The sequence below is a fragment of the Microbacterium sp. sgz311019 genome (genome assembly GCF_056135325.1).
Genome location: NZ_JBWAXO010000003.1, coordinates 303097 through 325382, shown reverse-complemented (window position 1 = coordinate 325382; position 22286 = coordinate 303097). Strand labels below are relative to the sequence as shown.

At 70.3% G+C, this 22286-nt stretch carries 18 protein-coding genes; 16 read left to right on the top strand and 2 right to left on the bottom strand.

What is annotated here, in order from left to right; genetic code table 11:
- Positions 1-32 precede the first annotated feature (32 nt).
- Both purH and AC0NZN_RS06825 read left to right on the top strand, forming a co-directional pair.
- Positions 33-1640, top strand: coding sequence for a bifunctional phosphoribosylaminoimidazolecarboxamide formyltransferase/IMP cyclohydrolase (gene purH, locus AC0NZN_RS06830; protein ID WP_474591527.1), 1608 nt, complete (start codon positions 33-35; stop codon positions 1638-1640).
- A 106-nt stretch (positions 1641-1746) separates the two neighbouring features.
- Positions 1747-3087 carry a dihydrolipoyl dehydrogenase family protein gene (locus tag AC0NZN_RS06825; protein ID WP_474591526.1) on the top strand — a complete coding sequence of 447 codons (1341 nt, stop codon included), beginning with the start codon at positions 1747-1749 and terminating at the stop codon, positions 3085-3087.
- Positions 3088-3168: 81 nt separating this feature from the next.
- Here the strand turns inward: AC0NZN_RS06825 and uxaC are convergent, their stop codons facing one another.
- Positions 3169-4584: a glucuronate isomerase gene (gene uxaC, locus AC0NZN_RS06820; RefSeq protein WP_474591525.1), complete on the bottom strand. Its 1416-nt coding sequence runs from the start codon at positions 4582-4584 to the stop codon at positions 3169-3171.
- On the bottom strand, positions 4581-5678 hold the full coding sequence (locus AC0NZN_RS06815; protein WP_474591524.1) for a LacI family DNA-binding transcriptional regulator: 1098 nt from the start codon (positions 5676-5678) through the stop codon (positions 4581-4583). Before AC0NZN_RS06815 ends, uxaC begins: the two co-directional genes overlap by 4 nt.
- A 147-nt stretch (positions 5679-5825) precedes the next feature.
- Here AC0NZN_RS06815 and AC0NZN_RS06810 point away from each other — a divergent pair, with 147 nt between their 5' ends.
- From AC0NZN_RS06810 to AC0NZN_RS06745, 14 genes are all read left to right on the top strand, one after another.
- Positions 5826-7187 (top strand): ABC transporter substrate-binding protein, encoded by a 1362-nt coding sequence (locus tag AC0NZN_RS06810; RefSeq protein WP_474591523.1) that lies wholly within the window; start codon positions 5826-5828, stop codon positions 7185-7187.
- Positions 7188-7200: 13 nt separating this feature from the next.
- Positions 7201-8184 (top strand): carbohydrate ABC transporter permease, encoded by a 984-nt coding sequence (locus AC0NZN_RS06805; RefSeq protein WP_474591522.1) that lies wholly within the window; start codon positions 7201-7203, stop codon positions 8182-8184.
- Positions 8181-9113 carry a carbohydrate ABC transporter permease gene (locus tag AC0NZN_RS06800; protein WP_474591521.1) on the top strand — a complete coding sequence of 311 codons (933 nt, stop codon included), beginning with the start codon at positions 8181-8183 and terminating at the stop codon, positions 9111-9113. The genes AC0NZN_RS06805 and AC0NZN_RS06800 overlap by 4 nt, the downstream gene beginning before the upstream one ends.
- A gap of 8 nt (positions 9114-9121) precedes the next feature.
- Positions 9122-9955: a sugar phosphate isomerase/epimerase family protein gene (locus AC0NZN_RS06795; protein ID WP_474591620.1), complete on the top strand. Its 834-nt coding sequence runs from the start codon at positions 9122-9124 to the stop codon at positions 9953-9955.
- Positions 9952-11073 (top strand): Gfo/Idh/MocA family protein, encoded by a 1122-nt coding sequence (locus AC0NZN_RS06790; protein ID WP_474591520.1) that lies wholly within the window; start codon positions 9952-9954, stop codon positions 11071-11073. The genes AC0NZN_RS06795 and AC0NZN_RS06790 overlap by 4 nt, the downstream gene beginning before the upstream one ends.
- Positions 11070-11933 (top strand): sugar phosphate isomerase/epimerase family protein, encoded by an 864-nt coding sequence (locus AC0NZN_RS06785; protein ID WP_474591519.1) that lies wholly within the window; start codon positions 11070-11072, stop codon positions 11931-11933. The genes AC0NZN_RS06790 and AC0NZN_RS06785 overlap by 4 nt, the downstream gene beginning before the upstream one ends.
- Entirely contained in the window at positions 11930-13252 is a 1323-nt protein-coding gene (locus AC0NZN_RS06780) for a mannitol dehydrogenase family protein (RefSeq protein ID WP_474591518.1), read from the top strand. The genes AC0NZN_RS06785 and AC0NZN_RS06780 overlap by 4 nt, the downstream gene beginning before the upstream one ends.
- A complete protein-coding gene (gene manD / locus AC0NZN_RS06775; RefSeq protein ID WP_474591517.1) occupies positions 13249-14499 on the top strand; it encodes a D-mannonate dehydratase ManD in 1251 nt (416 codons plus the stop codon). The genes AC0NZN_RS06780 and manD overlap by 4 nt, the downstream gene beginning before the upstream one ends.
- The gene (locus AC0NZN_RS06770) at positions 14496-15029 is read left to right on the top strand and encodes a gluconokinase (protein ID WP_474591516.1); all 534 of its coding nucleotides are present in this window, start codon (positions 14496-14498) and stop codon (positions 15027-15029) included. Before manD ends, AC0NZN_RS06770 begins: the two co-directional genes overlap by 4 nt.
- A 165-nt stretch (positions 15030-15194) precedes the next feature.
- The gene (locus AC0NZN_RS06765; protein WP_474591619.1) at positions 15195-16685 is read left to right on the top strand and encodes a bifunctional transcriptional activator/DNA repair enzyme AdaA; all 1491 of its coding nucleotides are present in this window, start codon (positions 15195-15197) and stop codon (positions 16683-16685) included.
- Positions 16682-17191 (top strand): methylated-DNA--[protein]-cysteine S-methyltransferase, encoded by a 510-nt coding sequence (locus tag AC0NZN_RS06760; protein ID WP_474591515.1) that lies wholly within the window; start codon positions 16682-16684, stop codon positions 17189-17191. Before AC0NZN_RS06765 ends, AC0NZN_RS06760 begins: the two co-directional genes overlap by 4 nt.
- 50 nt (positions 17192-17241) lie before the next feature.
- Positions 17242-18267: a zinc-dependent alcohol dehydrogenase family protein gene (locus AC0NZN_RS06755; protein WP_474591618.1), complete on the top strand. Its 1026-nt coding sequence runs from the start codon at positions 17242-17244 to the stop codon at positions 18265-18267.
- Between the two features lie 326 nt (positions 18268-18593).
- The gene (locus tag AC0NZN_RS06750) at positions 18594-20435 is read left to right on the top strand and encodes an ABC transporter ATP-binding protein (RefSeq protein ID WP_474591514.1); all 1842 of its coding nucleotides are present in this window, start codon (positions 18594-18596) and stop codon (positions 20433-20435) included.
- Positions 20432-22243 carry an ABC transporter ATP-binding protein gene (locus AC0NZN_RS06745; protein ID WP_474591513.1) on the top strand — a complete coding sequence of 604 codons (1812 nt, stop codon included), beginning with the start codon at positions 20432-20434 and terminating at the stop codon, positions 22241-22243. Before AC0NZN_RS06750 ends, AC0NZN_RS06745 begins: the two co-directional genes overlap by 4 nt.
- Positions 22244-22286 lie beyond the last annotated feature (43 nt).

Genomic DNA, 22286 nt, shown 5'->3' with positions numbered 1-22286 from the left:
CCCGACACCCCAGCCCCGAACCGGAGGAATCCATGGCCGGCCCCCGCCACGACCCGTCCCTGTACCGTGACCGCGATGTCGTGCCGGTTCGCCGAGCCCTGGTGTCGGTGAGCGACAAGACCGACCTGCTCCGCCTCGCCGAGGCGCTCTCGGCCGCCGGCGTCGAGATCGTGTCGACCGGCTCGACGGCGGCGACGATCCGCGACGCGGGTCACACCGTGACCGATGTGTCGGCGGTCACGGGCTTCCCGGAGTCCCTCGACGGCCGCGTCAAGACGCTGCACCCGGCGGTGCACGCCGGCCTCCTCGCCGACCTGCGCCTCGAGGACCACGAGGGGCAGCTGCAGCACCTCGGCATCGAGCCCTTCGAGCTCGTGGTCGTGAATCTCTACCCGTTCGTTGAGACCGTGGCATCCGGCGCCCAGGGCGACGACGTGGTCGAGCAGATCGACATCGGCGGCCCGGCGATGGTGCGCGCATCCGCCAAGAACTACGCCAACGTGGCGATCGTCGTCTCGCCGCAGTCCTACCCCGCGATCATCGAGGCTGTCGGCCAGGGCGGCACCAGCCTCGCCCAGCGCAAGGAGCTCGCGGCGCGCGCCTTCGCGCACACGGCCGAGTACGACCGCGCCGTCGCGGCCTGGTTCGCCGAGGGCACCCTCGTCGAGGGTGCCGACCTTCCGCAGCACCTGACGGTCCGCGCCGAGCGAATCGCGACGCTGCGCTACGGCGAGAACTCGCACCAACGCGCCGCCCTCTACTCGCGCACCGGCGGCCACGGCATCGCCCAGGCGACCCAGCTGCAGGGCAAGGAGATGTCGTACAACAACTACGTCGACGCCGACGCCGCCCTGCGCGCCGCGTTCGACATGGTCCTGCCTGCCGTCGCGATCATCAAGCACGCCAACCCGTGCGGCATCGCGGTGACGGCGCCGAACGCGCTCGACCCCATCGCGTCCGCGCACCTGCGCGCCCACGAGTGCGACCCGGTGTCCGCCTTCGGGGGCGTGATCGCCGCCAACCGCACGGTGACCCTCAAGATGGCCGAGAACCTGCGCGACATCTTCACCGAGGTCATCATCGCACCGGACTTCGAGCCCGAGGCCCTCGAGGTCTTCCGACTGAAGAAGAACCTCCGTGTGCTGCAGCTTCCCGCCGACTGGCGCCAGGAGCCGATGGACGTCCGGCTGGTCTCGGGCGGCCTTCTGCTCCAAGATGCCGACCGCTTCCCCGACGACATCGAGTCGGTCGCGAAGAACTGGGACCTCGTGGCGGGGGAACGCCCGTCCGAGGAGGAGATGCAGAACCTCATCTTCGCCTGGAAGGCCTGCCGTGCCGTCAAGTCGAACGCGATCGTCCTGGCGAAGGACTCGGCCACCGTCGGCATCGGCATGGGCCAGGTCAACCGCGTCGACTCGTGCCGTCTCGCGGTCGAGCGCGCGGGGTCGCGAGCGGCGGGGTCGGTCGCGGCATCCGACGCCTTCTTCCCGTTCTCGGACGGACCGCAGGTGCTGATGGATGCCGGGATCTCGGCGATCGTGCAGCCCGGCGGCTCGGTGCGCGACGACGAGACCATCGCCCTGGCGCGCGAGCGCGGCGTGACGATGTTCTTCACGGGGGAGCGGCACTTCTTCCACTGAGCGCGCGCCCCGCACTCGCGCTCGGCAGCGCCCGGCCGTCGTACGCGCATCCTGAGCGCCTGTCCAGGGGGTGGCAGTGCCGGCTCGAGCACGCCAGACTTCCGCCATGACCTATGACTACGATGCGGTCGTCCTCGGAGCCGGATCTCCGGGGGAGCATTGCGCAGACGCGATCGCCTCGGGAGGCAGGCGCGTCGCCATCGTGGAGCGGGAGCTCCTCGGCGGCGAATGCTCGTACTGGGCGTGCATCCCGTCGAAGACCCTGCTGCGGCCGGGTGAGGCGGTCGCTGCCGCGCGAACCGTGCCCGGCGCGCGCGAGGCCGTGACCGGGAGCATCGACGTGGCGCAGGCGCTCGCGTGGCGCGACTTCCAGGTCTCGGGCTACGACGACGGCGGCCAGGAGAAGTGGGCGGCAGGCGCAGGCATCGACGTCGTGCGCGGCCACGGACGGCTCGCCGGTCCCCACACGGTGGCCGTCGGCGATCGCACGCTCACCGCCGAGCACATCGTGATCGCGACGGGCTCCACCGCCGCCATCCCACCGGTGGAGGGGCTGCGCGAGCTTCCGGGCCTGTGGACGAACCGCGAGGTCACGGGCATGAAGGAGGTGCCGGCGCGCGTCATCGTCCTGGGTGCGGGCCCCGTCGGCGTCGAGATGAGCCAGGCCCTCGCCCGCTTCGGCTCGTCGGTCGTGCTCGTCGGTCACGGCGATCGAGTGCTGCCGCACGAGGCGCCGCCGGTGAGCGATCGTGTCCTCGCGGCGTTGGAGGCGGACGGCATCGATGTCCGCTTCGGGGATGCCGTGCACGCGGCGCTCGACGGCGAGGAGTACGTCCTGACGCTCTCGGACGGCACCGAGCTGCGCGCCGACCGGCTGCTGGCGGCCACCGGCCGTGCGCCCCGCATCCACGACATCGGCCTCGAGACGGTCGGCATCGAGCCGACGAAGAAGGGGATCCCCGTCGACGAGCGGCTCTCGGCCGGCGAGGGCCTCTGGGCGATCGGCGACGTGACCGGGCTGTGGGACCTCACCCACGTGGGCAAGTACCAGGGCCGGGTCGTCGCCGACAACATCCTCGGCCGCCCCCGCGTCGCGGACTACACCGCGGTTCCCCGCGTGGTCTTCAGCGATCCGGAGGTCGCCGCGGTCGGCGTGACCGAGGGCGCGTACGTCAGCACCACGGATCTCGCCGGGGTGCCGCGCACGTCCACCTACACGCGCGACTACGAGGATGCAGGGTTCCTCACCCTCGTGTCGGACGGACGCGTGCTGACCGGCGCCTTCGCGGTCGGTCCGGAGGCAGGGGAGTGGCTGCAGCAGGCGACCCTCGCCGTTCGTGCGAAGACACCGCTGGACGTGCTGCTGGACGTCATCCAGCCGTTCCCGACCTTCTCCGAGGCCTACCTCACCGGGCTCCGCGACCTCGACGCGCAGATCCGGGGGTGAGGCCACCGCAGCCGCGCCCGGGCAGCCGCCCCCGCGGAGAGTGAGCTCCCGGCGGTAGGCGACGGCAGCCGGATGCGACCGTCACCCGAGCCGGAATGTGGATCGAGGGATGTCGTCGACAAGCCTCCGGGCGACTGCGAAGGCATCCTCCTCCGAGATCTGATGGGTGACCACGAGGGAGGCCAGGAACGCGGCATCCACCCGGCGCGACATGTCGTGACGCGCCGGGATCGAGCAGAACGCGCGGGTGTCGTCGATGAATCCGCTCGTCTTGGTGAAGCCGGCGCTGTCCGTGATCGCGCGCCGGTACCGCAGGATCGCCGCGGGTGTGTCGAGGAACCACCACGGAGCGCCGGCGTAGACCGAAGGATAGAACCCTGCCAGCGGCGCGATCTCGCGTGAGAAGGTCGTCTCGTCGACGGTGAAGAGCACCAGTCGGAATGTCGGGTTCGTCCCGAAGTCGCGCAGGATCGGCATCAGCGGTTCGGTGAACGCGCCGACCGCGGGAAGGTCGTGCCCGGTGTCGGGACCGTGGGTCTCGAACGTCGGCCGGTGGTGGTTGCGGTGCACACCGGGGTGCAGCTGCATCACGAGGCCGTCTTCCGCGGCCATCTCAGCGAGGCGGTAGAGCATGTTGCGGCGGTAGGCGACGGCCTCCGCAGCCGTCACCGAGCCGTCGAGTGCCGCACGGTGGATGCGGGAGGCCTCCCTCTCATCCAGCGGCTCGCTCCCGGCATCGATCACACCCGTGTCCGTGGCTGTGCCGCCCGCCGTGGCGAACGCACCGCGGCGCGCCCGCAGCGCATCGAGGAGCCCGGTGTAGCTCGAGGTGTCGATGCCCGCACGCTCCGCCAGCGTGTGGAGCCGGCCGGCCCAGCCCGGCTCGTCGGGGTGCATGTAGCGGTCGGCGCGGAACGTCGGAATCACGCGGCCCCTGAACGTCGGATCCGCGGCGAGGCGGGCGTGCGCCTCGAGATCGTCCGCCGGGTCGTCTGTCGTGGCGAGCACGGCGATCCGGAAGCGATCGAACAGGGCACGCGGCCGGAACTCCGGGGAGGCGAGCGTGGCCTCCAGCTGGTCGTAGAGCGCGTCCGCGTTGGCGGGGGATGGCTGCTCGGTGAGTCCGAACACGTCGCTGAACTCCGACTCGAACCAGAATCGGACAGGAGTGGCGAGGAAGAGGTCCCAGTGCTCGCAGAGCGTGCGCCAGATCGCGCGACCCGAGACCGGAGAGGACACGTCGTCGCGGGCGAGGCCGAGCGCGTCGAGCGGAACGCCGGCGGCGTGCAGCATCCGGGTGACGTAGTGGTCCGGCGTGATGAGCAGCGCGGCGGGGTCGGGAAACGGCTCGTCGTCGGCCAGCATCGACGCGGGCACGTGTCCGTGCGGCGAGTAGATCGCGGCATCGGCGACCGCCGCGTGGAGGCGGCGCGCGAGGTCGCGTTCGGCCGGATCGGCGGGAAAGAGGCGGTCGGGGTGCGGTCTGAGCGCGGTCATCCGCGTCCTTTCGTCGGTGCGGTATCGGTGTCGGTGTCGTCCCGCTCCACAGAACGCTCACGGCGGCGGGACGGGGCCACCCCCGTCGACGCGCGGACCGTGAGGTGGGTGGGAAGCGTGGTCGTCTGCCGTGTGATGGGCGCCGTACCGCCCTCCAGTCGGGCGAGAAGCATCGCGACGGCAGTGCGGCCGGCCTGCTCGATCGGCGCCGTCAGCGTGGTCAACGGCGGGTTGCAGAAGTCCGCGCCGAAGATGTCATCGCAGCCGACCAGGGAGACCTCGCCCGGCACATCGACCCCGCGCTCGCGGAAGCGCGCCAGCATGCCGATCGCGAGGAGATCGTTGAACGCGATGCACGCCGTCGAGCCGGCATTCAGCACGGCGTCCGCGGCCGCAGCCCCGGCATACTGTCTCGGAGCGAACGGCCCGACGCGCACCGGCTTCACGCCGTAGCCCTCGGCGGCGCGGACCATAGCGCGCCAGCGGCGTTCGTTCGACCAGGAGGTCTCCGGCCCCGATGCGTAGACGATGTCCCGATGGCCGAGGGACACGAGATGACCGACGGCCTGCTCCACACCGTTCGGTGTGTCGATGAACACGTTGGCGACACCGCGGGTCTGTCTGTTGATCGCCACGAGCGGGACCTCGTCGGCCAGCGCGGTCAGCCGGCGGTCGGTGAGGCGAGACGCCGCGAGGATCGCGCCGTCGAACGAGGCGTGCAGCTTGTGCAGCATCCCGTCCTCCAGCTCGTCGGACTCCTCGGTGTCGACCAGGATCTGCGTGTAGCCGGCGGCTTTCAGCTGCTGCTGCGTACCGCGGATGATCCCGAAGAAGAACGGGTTCGTGACGTCGGAGACGAACACGGCGATGGCCCGTGTGCGCCCGCTGATGAGCGCTTGGGCGTGCGAGTTGGGGGTGTAGTTGAGCTCTCGGGCGGCCCGCTCGATCCGCTCCCGTGTGATGGCGTTCACGCGCCCCGGGTTGGAGAGCGCACGTGACACGGTCGAGACCGCGACACCGCTCGCCGCAGCGATGTCCGCGAGGGTGGCGGGACGGTCCTGGGCGGACGCATACCCGCGCAGCTGAGGGCTCATGCCCTCATCCCAGCACAGGATGGCAATTTTTGGCAATCGTTTGCAGTGTGTTGCCGGGCTCCTTAGGCTCGGCCTCACTCCTCCGACGTGCATCGCAGTCGGGGGACGCGATCCTCACGAACACCGTCCTCAAAGGAGAGTCACACGATGAGATCACGTTTCGCGCTGGCCGCGACCGCGGGCATCGCCGCGGCAGGTCTGGTCCTGACCGGGTGCTCGGGCACCAGCAGTGCCGGCAGCACCGCGAGCAGCGGGAAGGTCGACGGCACCGGCAAGACCCTCGACGTCATGATCGCCGCCAACGCCCTGTATCCGACCCAGCAGAAGCAGTGGTTCGAAGACGTCTCGGCGCAGTTCAAGAAGGAGACCGGCGCCACCGTCACGTTCGAGACGTTCGCCTCGGCCAACGACGAGCTGACGAAGATCCAGACCTCGGTGCTGAGCGGCCAGGGGCCGGACATCTACGACCTGGGCACGACCTTCACCCCGACCGCGTACTCCACCGGCGCCTTCGTCAAGCTGACCGATGCCGACTGGGCGAAGGTCGGGGGCCGCGACCGCTTCGTCCCCGCCACCCTGGGCATCTCGGGGGTCGACGAGAAGAACGAGGTCGGAATCCCGTTCCTCAGCCGCCCGTTCGTCATGGCCTACAACAAGGACCTGCTGGCAGCCGCCGGCATCGACAAGCCGGCCACCAGCTGGGACGGCCTCGCCGCGCAGGCCAAGAAGCTCACCTCCGGCGACGTGCACGGCATGGCGATCGGCTACGCCGACGGCTACGACCCGTGGAAGTTCGTCTGGGGGATGTCGATGCAGCAGGGCAACACCATCCTCGATGTGAAGAGCAAGAAGGCGACCATCGACGACGCCGCGGTCAAGAAGGCCTACGAGACGTACTTCGGCTGGCTGACCGACGACAAGGTGGTCGATCCGGCCGCCATCGGGTGGAAGAACGCGCAGGCTGTCGCCGCCTTCGCCAACGGCAAGGCCGCGTTCCTGCCCATGGTCTCCTCGTCGTCGCAGGTGACGCTCGACAAGTCCCCGGTGGCGGGCAAGTACGCCTACGCCGTCATGCCGACCGTGCCTCCGGGAGCCGCCAAGCTGCCGAGCGGCGGCAAGGCCGCGGCCACGATCATCTCGGGCGACAACATCGTGGTCGCCAAGTACTCCAAGAACCGGGACCTTGCGTTCGCTCTGGTGAAGATGCTCACGAGCACCGCGAACCAGGTCGCCTACACCAAGACCTTCGGCGACCTCCCGACCAATGCCGACGCCGCCAAGCAGGTCGAGGAGGGCAACGATCTGATCGCCCCGATCCTCGCCGCCGGAACGAAGGCGTACGGCACGCCGTTCTCGGGAGCCTGGGGCGACACCCAGCTGGCCCTGGTCAATGTGGTCGTGCAGTCGATCCCCGCGCTGTCATCCGGGAAGGTGTCCTCCTCCGACCTGGAGGCGAAGCTGAAGACCGCTCAGGCCACCGCCCAGAACGCCCTCAGCAAGTCGAAGTGACGCGAGGCCGGGCATGTCCAACTCAACCCTGATGTCGCCCGCGGGCGCTGTCGTGACGGGCGCGTCGCCCGCGGGAACAACTCCCGCGGGCGGCCGCCCGGCCCGGCGCCGGCGACGCGGCGAGCGCAACCGGCCGCTCTGGATGCTGCTGCCCGGCGGCATCCTGATGATCATCATCATCGTGGTGCCGCTGATCGTCGCCGTGGTGATGTCGACGCTCGACCTCGACCAGTACACGCTCCAGAGCTGGCTGCAGGCCCCGTTCGTCGGCCTGGGCAACTACGTCGAGGCCGTCACGGCGTCCCCGTTGCTGCGCTCCATCGGGATCAGCGTGTCGTTCGCCCTGATCGCGGCGGTGGTGACCATGCCGATCGGCCTGGCCGCGGCGCTGGCCACTCAGAACCGCTTCCGCGGCCGCGCTCTGGTGCGCTCGCTGTTCCTCATCCCCTACGTGCTGCCCGCGTTCGTGGTCGGCACCCTCTGGCGCACGATGCTGCAGCCGGGAGGCGTGGTCGATTCGATGCTCGGCGCCGTCGGCATCCACGCCGGTTTGTTCCTCAACGGTCCACTGAGCTATTGGTCGCTCATCGTCGTGCAGATCTGGACGACGTGGCCGTTCTTCTACCTCCTCGTGCTCGCGGGCCTGCAGTCCGTAGACCACGAGGTCCACGAGGCGGCTGCGCTCGACGGCGCCCGCTGGTGGATCAAGCTGCGCTTCGTCGTGCTGCCCTATCTGCGTGGCCCGATCTTCCTCGCGCTCATCATCGCGTTCCTGCACAACATCAACGCGTTCACCCTGCCGTTCGTGCTCTTCGGCGTGCCCGCCCCCCAGGATGTCGAGGTTCTGCCCGTGCTCACCTACGTCACCAGCTTCCAGAGCTTCCGCTTCGGGCTGAGCGCGGCGATGGCCATCTGCTCACTCGTCCTGATCGCCATCCCGCTGTACGTCTACCTGCGGGCCGTGAAGCTCGATTCCGGAGAGGCGGAGCAGCGATGACCACCCAGACCCGCGCCCTCCATGCCGTCTCGGCACCGAAGGTCGCTCGTTCGCCCCGGGCCGGCCGTGGGCCGGCCGCCGACGTCACGCGCCTGCTGCCGCGCCCGCTGCTGGTGGCGATCATCGCCGTCCTGCTGGTCGTCGTGCTCGGACCGGTCCTCTACATGCTGTTCGCGTCGGTCAATTCCGACGTGTCCGTGGCGTCCGGTGCGTTCCTGCCCACGGAGCTGCACTTCGACAACTACCTCAAGGTCTGGAGCACCGTCGACCTGGGCACCGGCCTCATGAACAGCGTCATCATCTGCGGTGCGGTGGCGGTCGTGTGCGCATTCCTGGCGGTCGCCACCGCGTATGTGCTCGTGCGGTACGAGTTCCGTGGCCGGCTCTCCTTCCTTCGCGGCCTGCTGGGCTTGCAGTCGATCCCCGGCACCCTGATGCTGCTGCCGGTCTTCGTGCTGTTCTCCTGGACGGCGGCGCTGCTCGGCGTGCAGATCATCGGCACCCGGTGGGCGGTGTTCATCACCTACCTCACGTTCGCGCTGCCCTTCTCGACCTGGGTCATGGTCACCTACCTGCGCGGCCTGCCGAAGGCCCTCGAGGAGGCGGCCCGCATCGACGGCGCATCCTCCTGGCGCATCCTCACCCAGATCGTGGTGCCGCTGAGCTGGCCGGGCATCGTCGTCTCCGGCATCTTCGCGTTCCTGCTCGGCTGGAACGACGTGCTGTTCGCCTCCGTGCTGACGAGCCCGGAGACGCGGACCGCCGCGGTGGAACTGCAAGTCTTCGGCGCCACCCAGGAGGGGGGAGCCGTTCCCCTGTACGGCCAGATGATGGCGGCATCGCTGATCTGCGCCGTGCCGGTCGTCGTCCTGTACCTCGTTTTCCAGCGCTACCTGATCGGTGGCCTGACCAGTGGAGGAGTGAAGTAGTGGCACAGGTGACATGGAAGTTGTCGGGCTTCGGCGACGAGATCGATCCGGACCCCGCCGTGCAGGTCGCCGTGCTGCAGGCGCTCGGAGCGAACCACATCGAAGTGCGCAGCGCGTGGGGGGTCAACATCGTCGACCTCGACGAGGCGGGACTCGATCGACTGGCGGCGGTGCTCTCCGAGCGTGGGATGGGCGTCTCGGCCATCGCGTCACCGGTCGGCAAGGTGGACATCTCGCTTCCGGTGGAGCACGAGGTCGAGCGGCTGAGGCGGGCCATCCGCGCAGCACACCGCCTGGGCACCCGATACATCCGCCTCTTCTCGTTCTTCCGAGAGGAGGGGATGCCGGTCGAGAGCATCCGCGACGACGTGCTCGAGCGGATGCGTGCCCTCGCCGAAGCGGCCGAGGCCGGCGATGTCGTCCTGCTCCATGAGAACGAGAAGGACATCTATGGCGACACCCCCGAGCGCTGCCTCGACATCCTCGAATCCGTCGGGTCCCCCGCCCTGCGCGCCGCGTGGGACAGCGCGAACTTCGTTCAGGTCGGCGTCGCGCATCCGTTCGACGACGGCTATGCGCGGTTGCGGCCGTACCTCGAGTACCTCCAGGTCAAGGACGCCCGCAGCGGCAGTGGCGAGGTCACGCCCGCCGGATCGGGTGACGGCCAGGTGCTCGAGACCCTCACGGCGCTCCGCGACGACGGCTACACCGGCTTCGCGTCGCTCGAGCCGCATCTGACAGACGTGAACGCCCTCGGCGGATTCTCCGGGCCGGCGGCGTTCGGCGTCGCCGGCCGCGCATTCCGCACCCTCACCGACCGGATCGGAGTCACCCTCGCATGAGCACCCCCCTGAACGCGGCCATCGTCGGCTGCGGGATCATCGGCCTCAATCACGCCCGCGCCATCCTGCGCCACCGCGACCTCGCCATATCGGCACTGGTCGATGCGGTGCCGGCGGCCGCGGCATCCCTCGCCGACCAGCTGGTGGCGGAGGCCGGGATCCCGCGGCCGGCGGAGTTCTCCGACCTCCGAGACGCCCTCGGAGCAGCCGAGCTCGATCTCGTCGTGATCTGCACGCCGAGCGGACTCCACGTCGCGATCGCCGAGGAGGCGCTCGTCGCCGGCAAGCACGTCGTCATCGAGAAGCCGCTCGATGTCTCGCTGCCTCGGGCGCGCAAGATCCTCGAGTTGGCACGCGGGGCCGAGCACGAGGGCCTGGTCGTCTCCGTGATCAGCCAGCATCGATTCGACCCGGCATCCCGGGTCGTCGCCGAGGCGGCCCACTCGGGTGCCTTCGGCCGGTTGACGAGCGGCGTCGCCTCCGTCGCGTGGTGGCGCAGCCAGGAGTACTACGACTCGGGGAAGTGGCGCGGGACCTGGGAACTCGACGGCGGCGGAGCCGTGATGAACCAGGGCGTGCACACGGTCGACCTGCTGGTGTGGTTCCTCGGCACTCCGCTCGAGATCGACGCGCGCACCGCGCTGCTGGCCCACGAGCGCGTAGAGGTCGAGGATGTCGCCGTGGCGACGATCCGGTTCGAGTCGGGCGCACTCGCCGTGGTGCACGCGACCACTGCGGCCTATCCCGGGCTGACGGTGCGCGTGCAGGTGCATGGCGATCGCGGGTCTGCGATCATCGACGACGACCAGCTCGAGTACTTCGGGACGGTCGAGTCGGACGGCAATCAGGCGCCCGCTCTCGTCCCTGCCGGCGAGCTGCGGGGCGTAGACCGCGGACCGGATCGGTTCGTCATCGGCCATCTCCGTCAGTACGAGGACATCATCGACGCCATCCGGACGCGGCGCCCTCCCGGCGTGACCGTCGCTGACGCCTTCCTGTCGCTGGCCGTGGTGCGGGGCGTGTATCTGTCGGCGACTCTCGGCCGCGCCGTGCGGATGGACGAGGTGCTCGACGGGTCGCTCGACGACCTGGTCGTATCGACAGGGGTGCACGCATGAAGTTCTCCGTCTTCACCGCCTCCACCCCCGACTGGACCCCGGAAGAGGCGGTTCGCATCGTCTCGGCTCAAGGCTGGGACGGGATCGAGTGGCGCATCGTCGATCAGGAGCCCGCGGCGGTCCCCGGCTTCTGGGCCGGCAACCGCTGCACATGGCCGCTCACCGGGCTGGAGGAGTCGTTGCCGGAGATCGCACGGCTGACCCGGGAGGCTGGTCTTGAGTTCTCGGGCATCGGCGGATACGCGCGATGCGACGATCACGAGAACGTCGACCGGATGCTGGCCGCGACGGCGGCGCTCGGCGCCGGCCGGGTCCGCGTCACGATGCCGCGCACGGATCGGGGTGAGTACCGCGACCTGTTCGCGCACGCCCGCCGCGACATCGAGCGCGCGGCGGCGGTCGCGGCCGCCCTCGGCGTCAAGGTGCTCGTCGAGTTGCATCACGAGACCATCACCGCCTCGGCCTCGGCCGCGTTCCGGCTTCTCGACGGGCTCGACCCCTCCGCGGTGGGTGTCATCCACGACCTCGGCAACCTGGTGATCGAGGGACAGGAACGAGTCCTCTCCGCTTTCGAACTCCTGGGCCCCTATCTGGCCCATGTCCATGTGAAGAACGTCGCGTGGCTGCCCGGAGAGCCGGCTCCTGACGGGACGATCCGCTGGAGCCACGAGTGGGCACCGCTCCGGGCCGGAGTCGGCGACGTCGACGCCTACTTCCGTGCCCTGCACGAGTTCGGCTACGACGGCTGGGTCACCAGCGAGGACTTCTCGACGGCGCTCCCGCTCGCGCGGCGCACACGCGAGGATCTGGACTACCTCCGCGCCGTCGAGGCGCGGACGCGCGGCGCGGTGTCGGTATGAGTCGTCCCGCCTCGATCGCCTCGGCGCGTGAGACGCGCCATCCGGTCCGGGTCGTGCATCTGGGGCTCGGAGCGTTTCACCGCTCTCACCAGGCGTGGTTCACCCAGCAGGCCAACGACGCAGCCCGAGCGAAGGGCTCCGGCGAGGGGTGGGGGATCGCCGCGTTCACCGGCCGGTCGCCCGAGGCGGCCCGCATCCTCGCGGCACAGGATGCGGTGTACACCGTCATCGAGAGGGCGCGCGACGGCGACGCCGCCGTCATCGTCGAGGCTCTGAGCAGCGTGCACGACGGAGGCGACTCCCGAGCCTGGCGGCGCCTGCTCTCGGACCCGCAGGTCGGCGTCCTCACCTTGACGGTGACGGAGGCCGGCTACCGGTCCGGCGAGACGGCGCCGGCACGCGTTCTCGACGGTCTCCGGGCGCGGTTCGAGGCGGGCGCAGGCGGCATGGCGGTCGTGAGCTGCGACAATCTCCCGCGCAACGGCGAGGTTCTCCGTGAGGCGGTTCTCGCGCTGGTCGAGCCCGAGTCCGAGCTGGATGCCTGGCTGCGCACGGAGATCTCCTTCGTGTCGTCGATGGTCGACCGGATCACCCCCGCCACGACGGATGCGGACCGACGAGTCGCGCTCGAGCTCACCGGCCTGGTCGATGCCGCTCCCGTGGTCGCCGAGCCGTTCGCGGAATGGGTGATCGCCGGGGACTTCCCCGCCGGACGGCCCACGTGGGAAGCGGGCGGAGCGCGTTTCGTCGACGATGTCGAGCCGTATGAGCGGCGCAAGCTGTGGCTGCTCAACGCGGGTCACTCCCTTCTCTCTTACTACGGCCTCGCCGCCGGAAACGCGACCGTGGCGGAGGCGGTCGCAAACCCCCTGATCGCCGCAGAACTGGAGCGGCTGTGGGAGGAACAGCGGATCGGACTGCCGTTCGATGACGCCGCGGTGGAGGAGACGCTCGCGGCGCTGCGCTCCCGTTTCGGCAACGGCCGCATCGAGCACCGATTGGCGCAGATCGCCACCGACGGCTCCCAGAAGCTCGGCCCGCGCATCATCGACCCCTTGCGGGCCCGACTCGCCGCCGGTCACGGCCCCGGGGCGGCGCAAGTCGGGGTTCTGGCGGCGTGGACGGCGTACCTCATCGGACCCGACGTTCGCGATCCGCGCGCCAGCGAACTGGTCGCACAGCTTCGGCGGCTGCGTGATCCCCGAGACCGTGCCGTCGCCGTGCTGCAGGCGATCGCCCCTGATCTGACCCAACTGACCGACCCGCTGGCCGCGCGCATCGCGTGCGGAGCCTTCCCGCACCAAGGAGCCACTGCATGAGAATCACCGCCGCCGAAGTCCTCGTCTCGAGTCCCGGGCGGAACTTCGTGACCCTGCGGATATCCACCGAGGACGGCTTCACCGGCCTCGGCGATGCGACGTTGAACGGGCGGGAGCTCGCGGTGGCCGCGTATCTGAGCGAGCACGTCGTCCCGCTTCTGATAGGTCGCGACGCGCACCGGATCGAGGACACCTGGCAGTACCTGTACCGGGGCGCGTACTGGCGGCGCGGCCCGGTGACCATGGCCGCGATCGCCGCCGTCGACAGCGCCCTGTGGGACATCAAGGCGAAGGCGGCCGGCCTCCCGCTGTACCAGTTGCTCGGCGGCCGCAGCCGCGACGGCCTCCTCACCTACGGGCATGCGTCGGGGGCCGATCTGCCCGAGCTGTTCGACTCGATCAACGAGCACCTCGAAGAGGGGTATCGCGCGGTGCGCGTGCAGACGGGCATCCCCGGCCTCCCGTCGGTCTACGGCGTCGCCTCCAGCCGCAACGCTTCGGCGGGTGCAGGCAGCGGCACCGACAGCCGCTACGACTACGAGCCCGCGCGGCGCAGTGCGGTCCCGGTCGAGGAGAGCTGGGACACCCGTGCCTACCTGCGGCATGCTCCGTCCGTCTTCGAGGCGGTGCGCAACGAGTTCGGGCCGGAACTCCCGCTCCTGCACGACGCGCACCACCGGCTCACCCCCATCCAGGCGGCGAAGCTCGGCAAGTCGCTCGAGCCGTATGACCTGTTCTGGCTGGAGGATGTCACGCCGGCCGAGAACCAGGCGGCGCTGCGCCGCGTGCGGGAACACACGACGACGCCGCTCGCCATCGGCGAGGTCTTCAACACCATCTGGGACTACCGGGAGCTCGTTGAGGAGCAGCTCATCGACTACGTCCGCTCACCCGTGACGCATGCCGGGGGCATCACCGGATTGCGGCGGATCTTCGACTACGCGGCGGTGTACCAGATCAAGTCGGGTGTCCACGGGCCCACCGACGTCTCGCCGGTGGGGCTCGCCGCGGCCATCCACCTCGGCATCGCCATCCCGAACTTCGGCATCCAGGAGTACATGCGCCACAGCGCCGACACGCACGAGGTGTTCCGCACGACGTACACGTTCGAGGACGGACTGCTGAAGCCGGGCGAGGTGGCCGGGCTCGGTGTCGACTACGACGACGCAGTGGCCGCGGCCTTCCCGTACGAGGCGGCGTATCTCCCGGTGAATCGTCTTCTCGACGGCTCCATGCACGACTGGTGAACGTGGGAGGCTCGGTCCCGTCCTCCGCGCGCATCGTGGTCATGGGAGTGTCCGGTGCGGGGAAGTCGACGGTCGGCCGGCTCGTTGCGACGGCTCTCGGCGCGGCGTTCCTCGACGGCGATGACCTGCATCCGCCGACGAACGTCGCGAAGATGAGTGCGGGAGTCCCTCTCACCGATGAGGACCGCGCGCCGTGGCTCCACAGGGTCGGCCGCGCCTTGGCCGGCGCGCGGGGGCAGGGAATCGTCGTCGCGTGCTCCGCGCTGAAGCGCTCGTATCGCGACCTGATCCGCTTCGAGGCGCCCGACGCGGTCCTCGCGGAGCTCCACGGCACGCGGACGCTCCTGAGCACGCGACTCGAGCGACCCGATCACTTCATGCCGGTCTCGCTGCTGGATTCGCAGCTCGAGACGCTCGAACCTCTCCAGGCCGACGAGACCGGACTGCGGCTCGATATCGGCAGGCCGGCCGTTGAGCTCGCTGCCGCCATCGCGGACATGGCGAACCCGACCGGATCCTCCCGGACCTGATCGTGGGGTTACCCGCCGGGATGGCGCTCGCCCGAATTTGACGTCCAGCGCGATGTCCGATTTCCGCGAGAGCGCGTCGGTGGGGCGTGGGATTCTGGATGCATGACCACGATCCCCGCTCGCACTCCACTCGCCGCTGGCGCGTCGCGCAGAGCCTCTGTGAGCATGGGCCCGGCCGCCATGACCTTCGACGAGCGCTACCGCGCGATCGAGTCGCGCGACGTGCGCTTCGACGGGCAGTTCGTGACGGCGGTGCGCTCCACCGGCATCTACTGCCGCCCGAGCTGCCCGGCGCGCACGCCGAAGCCCTCGAACGTCACGTTCTTCCCGACGTCGGCGGCCGCACACGAGGCGGGGTATCGCGCGTGCAAGCGGTGCCTGCCCGAGGCGGCGCCGGGCTCGTCCGCGTGGAACCTGCGCGGCGACGTCGCCGGGCGCGCAATGCGACTTATCGCCGACGGCGTGGTCGAGCGCGAGGGGGTTCCCGGACTCGCATCCCGACTCGGCTACTCTCCGCGCCATCTCACGCGCGTGCTCACCGCCGAGCTCGGCGCCGGACCGCTCGCCCTGGCCCGCGCGCAGCGCGCGCACACGGCTCGCATGCTCCTCGTCGGCACCGACATGACCGCGGCGGACGTGGCGTTCTCCGCCGGGTTCGCGAGCGTCCGGCAGTTCAACGACACCGTGCGCGAGGTGTTCGCCATGAGCCCGCTCGAGCTGCGGGCGCGGCGCCACACCACCCCGGATGCGACCGCGCTCGGCGAGATCGACCTCCTGCTGCCCGTCCGCGGGCCGTTCGACGGCGAGGGGCTGTTCGCCTGGATGGCGGCGCGCGCCGTGACGGACGTCGAGCAGGCAGGCCCCGCGTCATTCTCCCGCACCCTGCGGCTCCCCGGCGGACCGGCGTGGTTCGAGCTCCGCCAAGACGGGGAGCGCATCCGCCTTCGCGCACGCCTCGTCCACCTGGGCGATCTCTCGGTACTCGTCGCGAGGGCTCGCCGTCTGTTCGACCTCGATGCGGATCCGATGGCGGTGGATGCGGCGCTCGCCGCGCATCCCGAGCTGGCGACGTCGATCGCCGCGATCCCGGGCATCCGCGTGCCGGGAGCCGCCGATCCGCACGAGATGCTCATCCGGGCGATGATCGGCCAGCAGATCACGGTCGCGGCCGCCCGCACCGCGTTGAGCGCGCTCGCCGCGGCGCTCGGCGAGCGCACTCCCGACGGCGCACTGCTCTTTCCCAGCATGGAGGCCATCGCCGAGCGCGGCGCGGAGGTGCTGCGCGGGCCTGCCGCCCGCATCCGTGCCGTCAGGGGTGCCGCGGCCGCCGTCGCGAACGGCGACCTCCGGCTCTCGAGCGGCGACGACGCCCTCGCCCAGCGGGCGGCGCTCCTCGCGCTCCCCGGGGTCGGGCCGTGGACGGCCGACTACGTCCGGATGCGCGTGACAGGCGACCCGGACGTGCTGCTGCCCGGAGACGTCGCCGCCCGCGCCGGCGCCGCGGCCCTCGGCATCCCCTCCGATGCATCCGGACTCGTCGCCTGGGCGGCGCGGACCGCGCCGTGGCGCAGCTACCTCACCGCACACCTCTGGCGAGCGGTGCCCCCACGTCAGCGCAGGCAACCCACCGACATCTCGACCAAGGAGCTCTCATGACCGCCGTCATCCAGACCGCTGTTCTCCAGACCATTGCAACCCCCGACGGCCCGTTCACGATCGTCGCCGACGAGGCCGGCCGCGTCCTCGCCTCGGGATGGACGGCCGACCCCGACGCCGCGCTCGCCCGCATCCACCCCGCGCTTCGGCCCGACACCGTGGTGGAGGGCGAGACGGATGCCGCGGCCGCCGTCGCGGCGTACTACGCGGGCGATCTCGACGCCATCGCCGCGGTCGAGGTTCGCCAGCACGGGACCGCGATGCAGGAGACCGGATGGCGCGCCCTGCGCGAGATCCCGCCCGGGCGCCCGCTCACGTACACGGAGTTCGCCGTGCAGCTCGGGCAGCCGTCTGCCGTGCGGGCCGCCGCATCCGTCTGCGCACGCAACGCGCCCGCCCTCTTCGTGCCGTGCCACCGCGTGCTGCGTACGGACGGGACCCTCGGCGGATTCGCGTGGGGCGTCGACGTGAAGGAGAGCCTGCTGGCGCGGGAGGCTGCGGCCTGAGCACCATCCGCGAGGATGGATCCATGACGGAGACTGCTCTGCCGGATTCGATGCGCGCCGTGGTGTACGACGAGTACGGATCGACCCCGCGCATCGATCACGTCCCGGTCCCCGAGTGCCCGGCGGACGGCGCCGTCGTCCGCGTCGAGGCGACCGGCGTCTGCCGCTCCGACTGGCACGCCTGGCGCGGGCACGACCCCGTGCCGCTGCCGATGATCCCCGGGCACGAGTTCGCCGGCGTCGTCGCCCGGGTCGGCGCCGAGGTGCGCGGCTTCGCCCCCGGAGACCGCGTCACCGCACCCTTCGTCAACGGCTGCGGGGCCTGCCAGTGGTGCCGCAGCGGGCAGGCGCAGGTGTGCCCGAACCAGACCCAGCCCGGGTTCACGCACCACGGCTCGTTCGCGGAATACGTCGTGGTCCGCGTCGCGGACCTCAACCTCGTCCGGTTGCCTGACGCCATCGACGCCGTGACCGCGGCATCGCTCGGCTGTCGTTTCGCGACCGCCTTCCGGGCTGTCGTCGGCCAGACGGGCGTGCGCGAGGGGGAGGAGGTCGCGGTGTTCGGATGCGGCGGCGTCGGCCTCTCCGCGATCATGGTCGCCCGGGCGCTCGGCGCCCGTGTGACCGCGGTGGACCTCTCCGAGCAGGCGCTCGCACGTGCCCGTGAGCTGGGCGCATCCGCCACGGTGCTCTCGCGCCGCCCGGTCGACGACGTCGTCGCCGCGACCGGCGGGGGAGCGCACGTCACGATCGACGCGCTCGGCTCCGCGGCGACGGCGGATGCAGCGGTCCGCAGTCTGCGCCGTCAAGGCCGCCACGTGCAGGTCGGTCTCATGCTCGGCGCGGCGGCATCCGCCCCGCTTCCGTGGGATCGCGTGATCGCGTGGGAACTGGGGATCTTCGGCTCGCACGGCATGTCCGCCGCCGACTACCCGGCGATGCTGCAGCTGATCGTGGACGGCGCGCTCGACCCTGCGCGGCTCGTGGGCCGGGTCACCGACCTGCCCGGAGCGGTGGAGGCGCTCATCGCGATGGACGCGCCCGTCGGCGCGGGCATCGTCGTCGCCCGTCCCTGACCACGAATTCATCCAAGCCTTGCATTCAGCGTTCCTTCAGGTTTAGGCTGGAGGGCTGTCGCGTCCTCGACGTGGCCGCCACATTTCCGTGACACAAGGAGGAAGACATGTATCAGGCCGTCATCGCAGCCAAGTCGGTCGCCGTCCTCCCCGCTGTCCGCGGCCGGCACGTCTTCGAGGGATAACCGGACTTCTCCGTCCCGCGGCATTCGATCGCCGCACACCGCGTTACACCCCGCAGACCACTGCGTATCAGGCGCCTCGGGCGTCAGCATGCCCTGGCATGCCCTGCCGAAAACACCCGTCACCGACCCTCGCCAAGGACCATGACACTCTCTGCACCCCCCAAACTCAGCATTCTCCAGGCGCTCGGGCGCCTCTACCCGTTCGCCAGACCCGTCATGCCGCGCCTCGTCGGAGGCTTCTTCGTCGCGCTCGGCGCAGCCGTGGTCTCACTCGTCATCCCGCTCGTCCTGCAGGTCACGGTCGATGGACCGATCGCATCGGGCAACACCCAGCTCATCGTCCTCGCCGTCGCCGGCGTCCTCGTCCTCGGCATCCTCGAGGCCGTGTTCGTCTACCTGCGCCGGGCGCTCGTCCTCGCACCGGCGACGGGCGTGGAGTACACGATCCGTCAGACGTTCTACCAGCGCCTGCAGCGTCTGCCGGTGGCCTTCCACGACAAGTGGCAGTCCGGCCAGCTCCTGTCGCGCATGATGCAGGACATCAACATGATCCGCCGCTGGCTGGCGTTCGGGTCGATCCTGCTCGTGGTCAACGTCCTGACGGTGATCATCGGCACGTTCCTGCTCTTCCGCTGGCACTGGTCGCTCGGGGTGACGTTCCTCGTCGTGTCGATCCCGCTGTGGTTCTTCGGCTACCGCTTCGAGGAGCGCTACGGCGCGCTGACCCGCCGGAGTCAGGACCAGGCCGGCGACCTCGCGACTGCGGTCGAGGAGAGCGTGCACGGCATCCGTGTGCTGAAGGCCTTCGGCCGCGGCAAGCACGCGCTGCAGAAGTTCACCCGCCAGGTCGAGACGCTCCGCGGCACGGAGATGAACAAGGCGAAGGAGGTCGGCATCCTGTGGTTCTGGCTGGAGGCGGTGCCGATCGTCGCCTTCGGACTCTGCCTGCTCCTCGGCATCTGGCTCGTGAGCCAGGACCAGCTCACGGTCGGCGAGCTGTTCGCCTTCTTCGCGATGGCGACGGCCCTGCGCTGGCCGCTGGAGTCGCTCGGCTTCCTCTTCTCGTTCCTCGTCGACACCCGCACGGCCACCGACCGTGTGTTCGAGGTCCTCAATGAGGAGAACGCGATCGTCGACCCTGCAGAGCCGAAGACGATCGCCCAGCCGCGCGGCGAGCTCGCGTTCCGCGACGTGCACTTCCGGTACCCGGATGCCCCCGCGTCGGAGCGCGATCTCCTGGACGGCGTGGACCTCGTGCTCGAGCCGGGCGAGACCATGGCGCTCGTGGGCCTCACCGGATCGGGCAAGACGACCCTCACGACACTGCCGACGCGGCTGTACGACGTCACGCAGGGACGCCTCGAGCTCGACGGCGTCGACGTGCGCGATCTGCGCCTGGACGAGCTGCGCACGCACATCGCGATGGCGTTCGAGGATGCGACGCTGTTCTCGACCACCGTGCGCGAGAACGTGCTGATCGGGCGTGACGGCCTCGATCCGCGCAGTCCCGAGGCAGAGGCGGTGCTGAGCGAGGCGCTCGACATCGCCCAGGCCGGGTTCGCCTACGAGCTGCCGGAGGGCGTCGACACGATGGTCGGCGAGGAGGGCCTGAGCCTGTCCGGCGGCCAGCGGCAGCGCCTCGCGCTCGCGCGCGCGGTGGCGGCGGCTCCGAAGGTGCTCGTGCTCGACGACCCGCTGTCGGCGCTCGACGTCGACACCGAGGCGCTGGTGGAGGCAGCCCTTCGCCGCGTGCTCGCGACGACGACGGCGCTCATCGTCGCCCACCGCCCCTCGACTGTGGCGCTCGCCGACCGCGTCGCCGTACTCGAGGACGGCCGCATCACGGCCGTCGGCACGCACTCGCAGCTGCTGCGCGACAGCGCGCACTACCGGCATGTGATCTCGAGCCTCGAGGCCGCCGCCGCCGACGAGCAGCGGCCGAGACCCGAACCCGTTCGACACGAGATGGAGGTGAACCTGTGACCACCGTTCTGGGCACCCGTGGCGAGGACCGCCACGATTACACCAAGGCCGAGAGCCGCGTCATCCGTCGCCGCTCGCTGAAGCTGCTGGGTACGCTCATCCGCCCGATGCGCCGACTGCTGGTCCTGACGGCGCTCGTCATCGTCGCCTCCACGGGGCTGCGCGTGCTCGGGCCTGCGCTCATCGCGTGGGGCATCGACCAGGCGCTTCCGCAGGCCGTGCAGTACGCGAACTGGATGCCGGCCTTCATGGTGTCGGCGCTGTACATCGCGACCGGCGGCATCGGCGCGGGGCTTCTCGCGTGGTACGTCACCCTCTCGGCGCGGCTGACGCAGGGGGTCCTCATGGACCTCCGCACGCGCATCTTCCGGCACACGCAGCGGCTGAGCCTGGAGTTCCACGAGAGCTACACGTCGGGACGCATCATCTCGCGGCAGACGAGCGACCTGGAGTCGATCCGCGAGCTGCTGGACGGGGGTCTCAACCAGCTCGTGCAGGGCGCCCTGTACGGGGTCTTCACGCTCGTGGCGCTGTTCCTGCTCGACTGGCAGAGCGGCCTCGTCCTCGTGCTGATGGGCATCCCCCTGTCGGTCCTGATGCGCTGGTTCTACATCGAGTCGCAGAAGGGCTTCCGCGCGTCGCGTGTCGTGAGCGCGAAGCTGATCGTGCAGTTCGTCGAGACGATGACGGGCGTGCGGGCCGTCAAGGCGTTCCGCAAGGAGACGCGCAACGACGCCGAGTTCGGACAGATCTCCGCCGACTACCGTGCGGTGAATCTGCGGCTCGTGAGGCTGTACGGCGTGCTCGATCCGGGCATGATCCTGCTCGCCAACATCACGCTCTCGGTCGTGTTGCTGTGGGGCGCCTTCCGCGTGGCCGACGGCCAGCTGGCCGTAGGCGTGCTGCTCGGCGCGCTGCTGTACGTGCGGAACTTCTTCTCGCCGCTGGAGGAAGTGGCGATGTTCCTGAACTCGTACCAGTCCGCCACGGCCGCGCTCGAGAAGGTGTCGGGCGTGCTGGAGGAGGAGCCGTCGGTGCCGGACCCGATCACGCCCGTCGACCTGTGGACCTCGACGGGTCACGTGCGGTTCGACGACGTCGAGTTCGGCTACGCCTCGGGGCGCACGATCCTGCCCGATTTCACGCTGGACATCCCGGCAGGCCAGACGATCGCCCTCGTCGGGACGACGGGTGCGGGCAAGTCGACGCTCGCGAAGCTCGTGTCGCGGTTCTACGACCCGACGCGGGGCAGCGTGACGCTCGACGGCGTGGACCTGCGGGACCTGCACCCGAAGGATCTGCGGCGCGCGATCGTGATGGTGACGCAGGAGGCGTACCTGTTCAGCGGCACCGTCGCGGACAACATCGCCTTCGGCAAGCCGGATGCGACGCTCGACGAGATCCGCGCGGCCGCCCGCGCGGTGGGCGCCGACGCCTTCATCCAGGCGCTGCCCGACGGCTACGACACCGACGTGAACAAGCGCGGTGGACGTGTGTCGGCGGGCCAGCGCCAGCTGATCTCGTTCGCGCGCGCGTTCCTCGCCGACCCCGCGGTGCTGATCCTGGACGAGGCGACGGCGTCGCTCGACATCCCGTCGGAGCGGCTGATCCAGGAGGCCCTGCAGACGCTGCTCGCCGATCGCACGGCGATCATCATCGCGCACCGTCTGTCGACGGTGGCGATCGCCGACCGGGTGCTCGTGATGGAGCACGGTCGCATCATCGAGGACGACGAGCCCGAGACCCTCATCGCGGGCACGGGCAAGTTCGCCCAGCTGCACTCCGCCTGGAGGGCTTCGCTCGTGTAAGCCGGACGCCCTACGTGTAGGGGCGCCCCTACGTGTGGGGGGC

Excerpts from the sequence above, each read along its gene's own strand:
- AC0NZN_RS06815 (WP_474591524.1), bottom strand. The coding sequence starts at position 5,678 with ATGAGCCCTCAGCTGCGCGGGTATGCGTCCGCCCAGGACCGTCCCGCC.
- AC0NZN_RS06755 (WP_474591618.1), top strand. The coding sequence starts at position 17,242 with ATGCGCGCCGTGGTGTACGACGAGTACGGATCGACCCCGCGCATCGAT.
- AC0NZN_RS06760 (WP_474591515.1), top strand. The coding sequence starts at position 16,682 with ATGACCGCCGTCATCCAGACCGCTGTTCTCCAGACCATTGCAACCCCC.
- AC0NZN_RS06790 (WP_474591520.1), top strand. The coding sequence starts at position 9,952 with ATGAGCACCCCCCTGAACGCGGCCATCGTCGGCTGCGGGATCATCGGC.
- AC0NZN_RS06805 (WP_474591522.1), top strand. The coding sequence starts at position 7,201 with ATGTCCAACTCAACCCTGATGTCGCCCGCGGGCGCTGTCGTGACGGGC.
- AC0NZN_RS06780 (WP_474591518.1), top strand. The coding sequence starts at position 11,930 with ATGAGTCGTCCCGCCTCGATCGCCTCGGCGCGTGAGACGCGCCATCCG.
- AC0NZN_RS06825 (WP_474591526.1), top strand. The coding sequence starts at position 1,747 with ATGACCTATGACTACGATGCGGTCGTCCTCGGAGCCGGATCTCCGGGG.
- purH (WP_474591527.1), top strand. The coding sequence starts at position 33 with ATGGCCGGCCCCCGCCACGACCCGTCCCTGTACCGTGACCGCGATGTC.
- manD (WP_474591517.1), top strand. The coding sequence starts at position 13,249 with ATGAGAATCACCGCCGCCGAAGTCCTCGTCTCGAGTCCCGGGCGGAAC.
- AC0NZN_RS06800 (WP_474591521.1), top strand. The coding sequence starts at position 8,181 with ATGACCACCCAGACCCGCGCCCTCCATGCCGTCTCGGCACCGAAGGTC.
- AC0NZN_RS06785 (WP_474591519.1), top strand. The coding sequence starts at position 11,070 with ATGAAGTTCTCCGTCTTCACCGCCTCCACCCCCGACTGGACCCCGGAA.
- AC0NZN_RS06765 (WP_474591619.1), top strand. The coding sequence starts at position 15,195 with ATGGGCCCGGCCGCCATGACCTTCGACGAGCGCTACCGCGCGATCGAG.
- AC0NZN_RS06750 (WP_474591514.1), top strand. The coding sequence starts at position 18,594 with ATGACACTCTCTGCACCCCCCAAACTCAGCATTCTCCAGGCGCTCGGG.
- AC0NZN_RS06810 (WP_474591523.1), top strand. The coding sequence starts at position 5,826 with ATGAGATCACGTTTCGCGCTGGCCGCGACCGCGGGCATCGCCGCGGCA.
- uxaC (WP_474591525.1), bottom strand. The coding sequence starts at position 4,584 with ATGACCGCGCTCAGACCGCACCCCGACCGCCTCTTTCCCGCCGATCCG.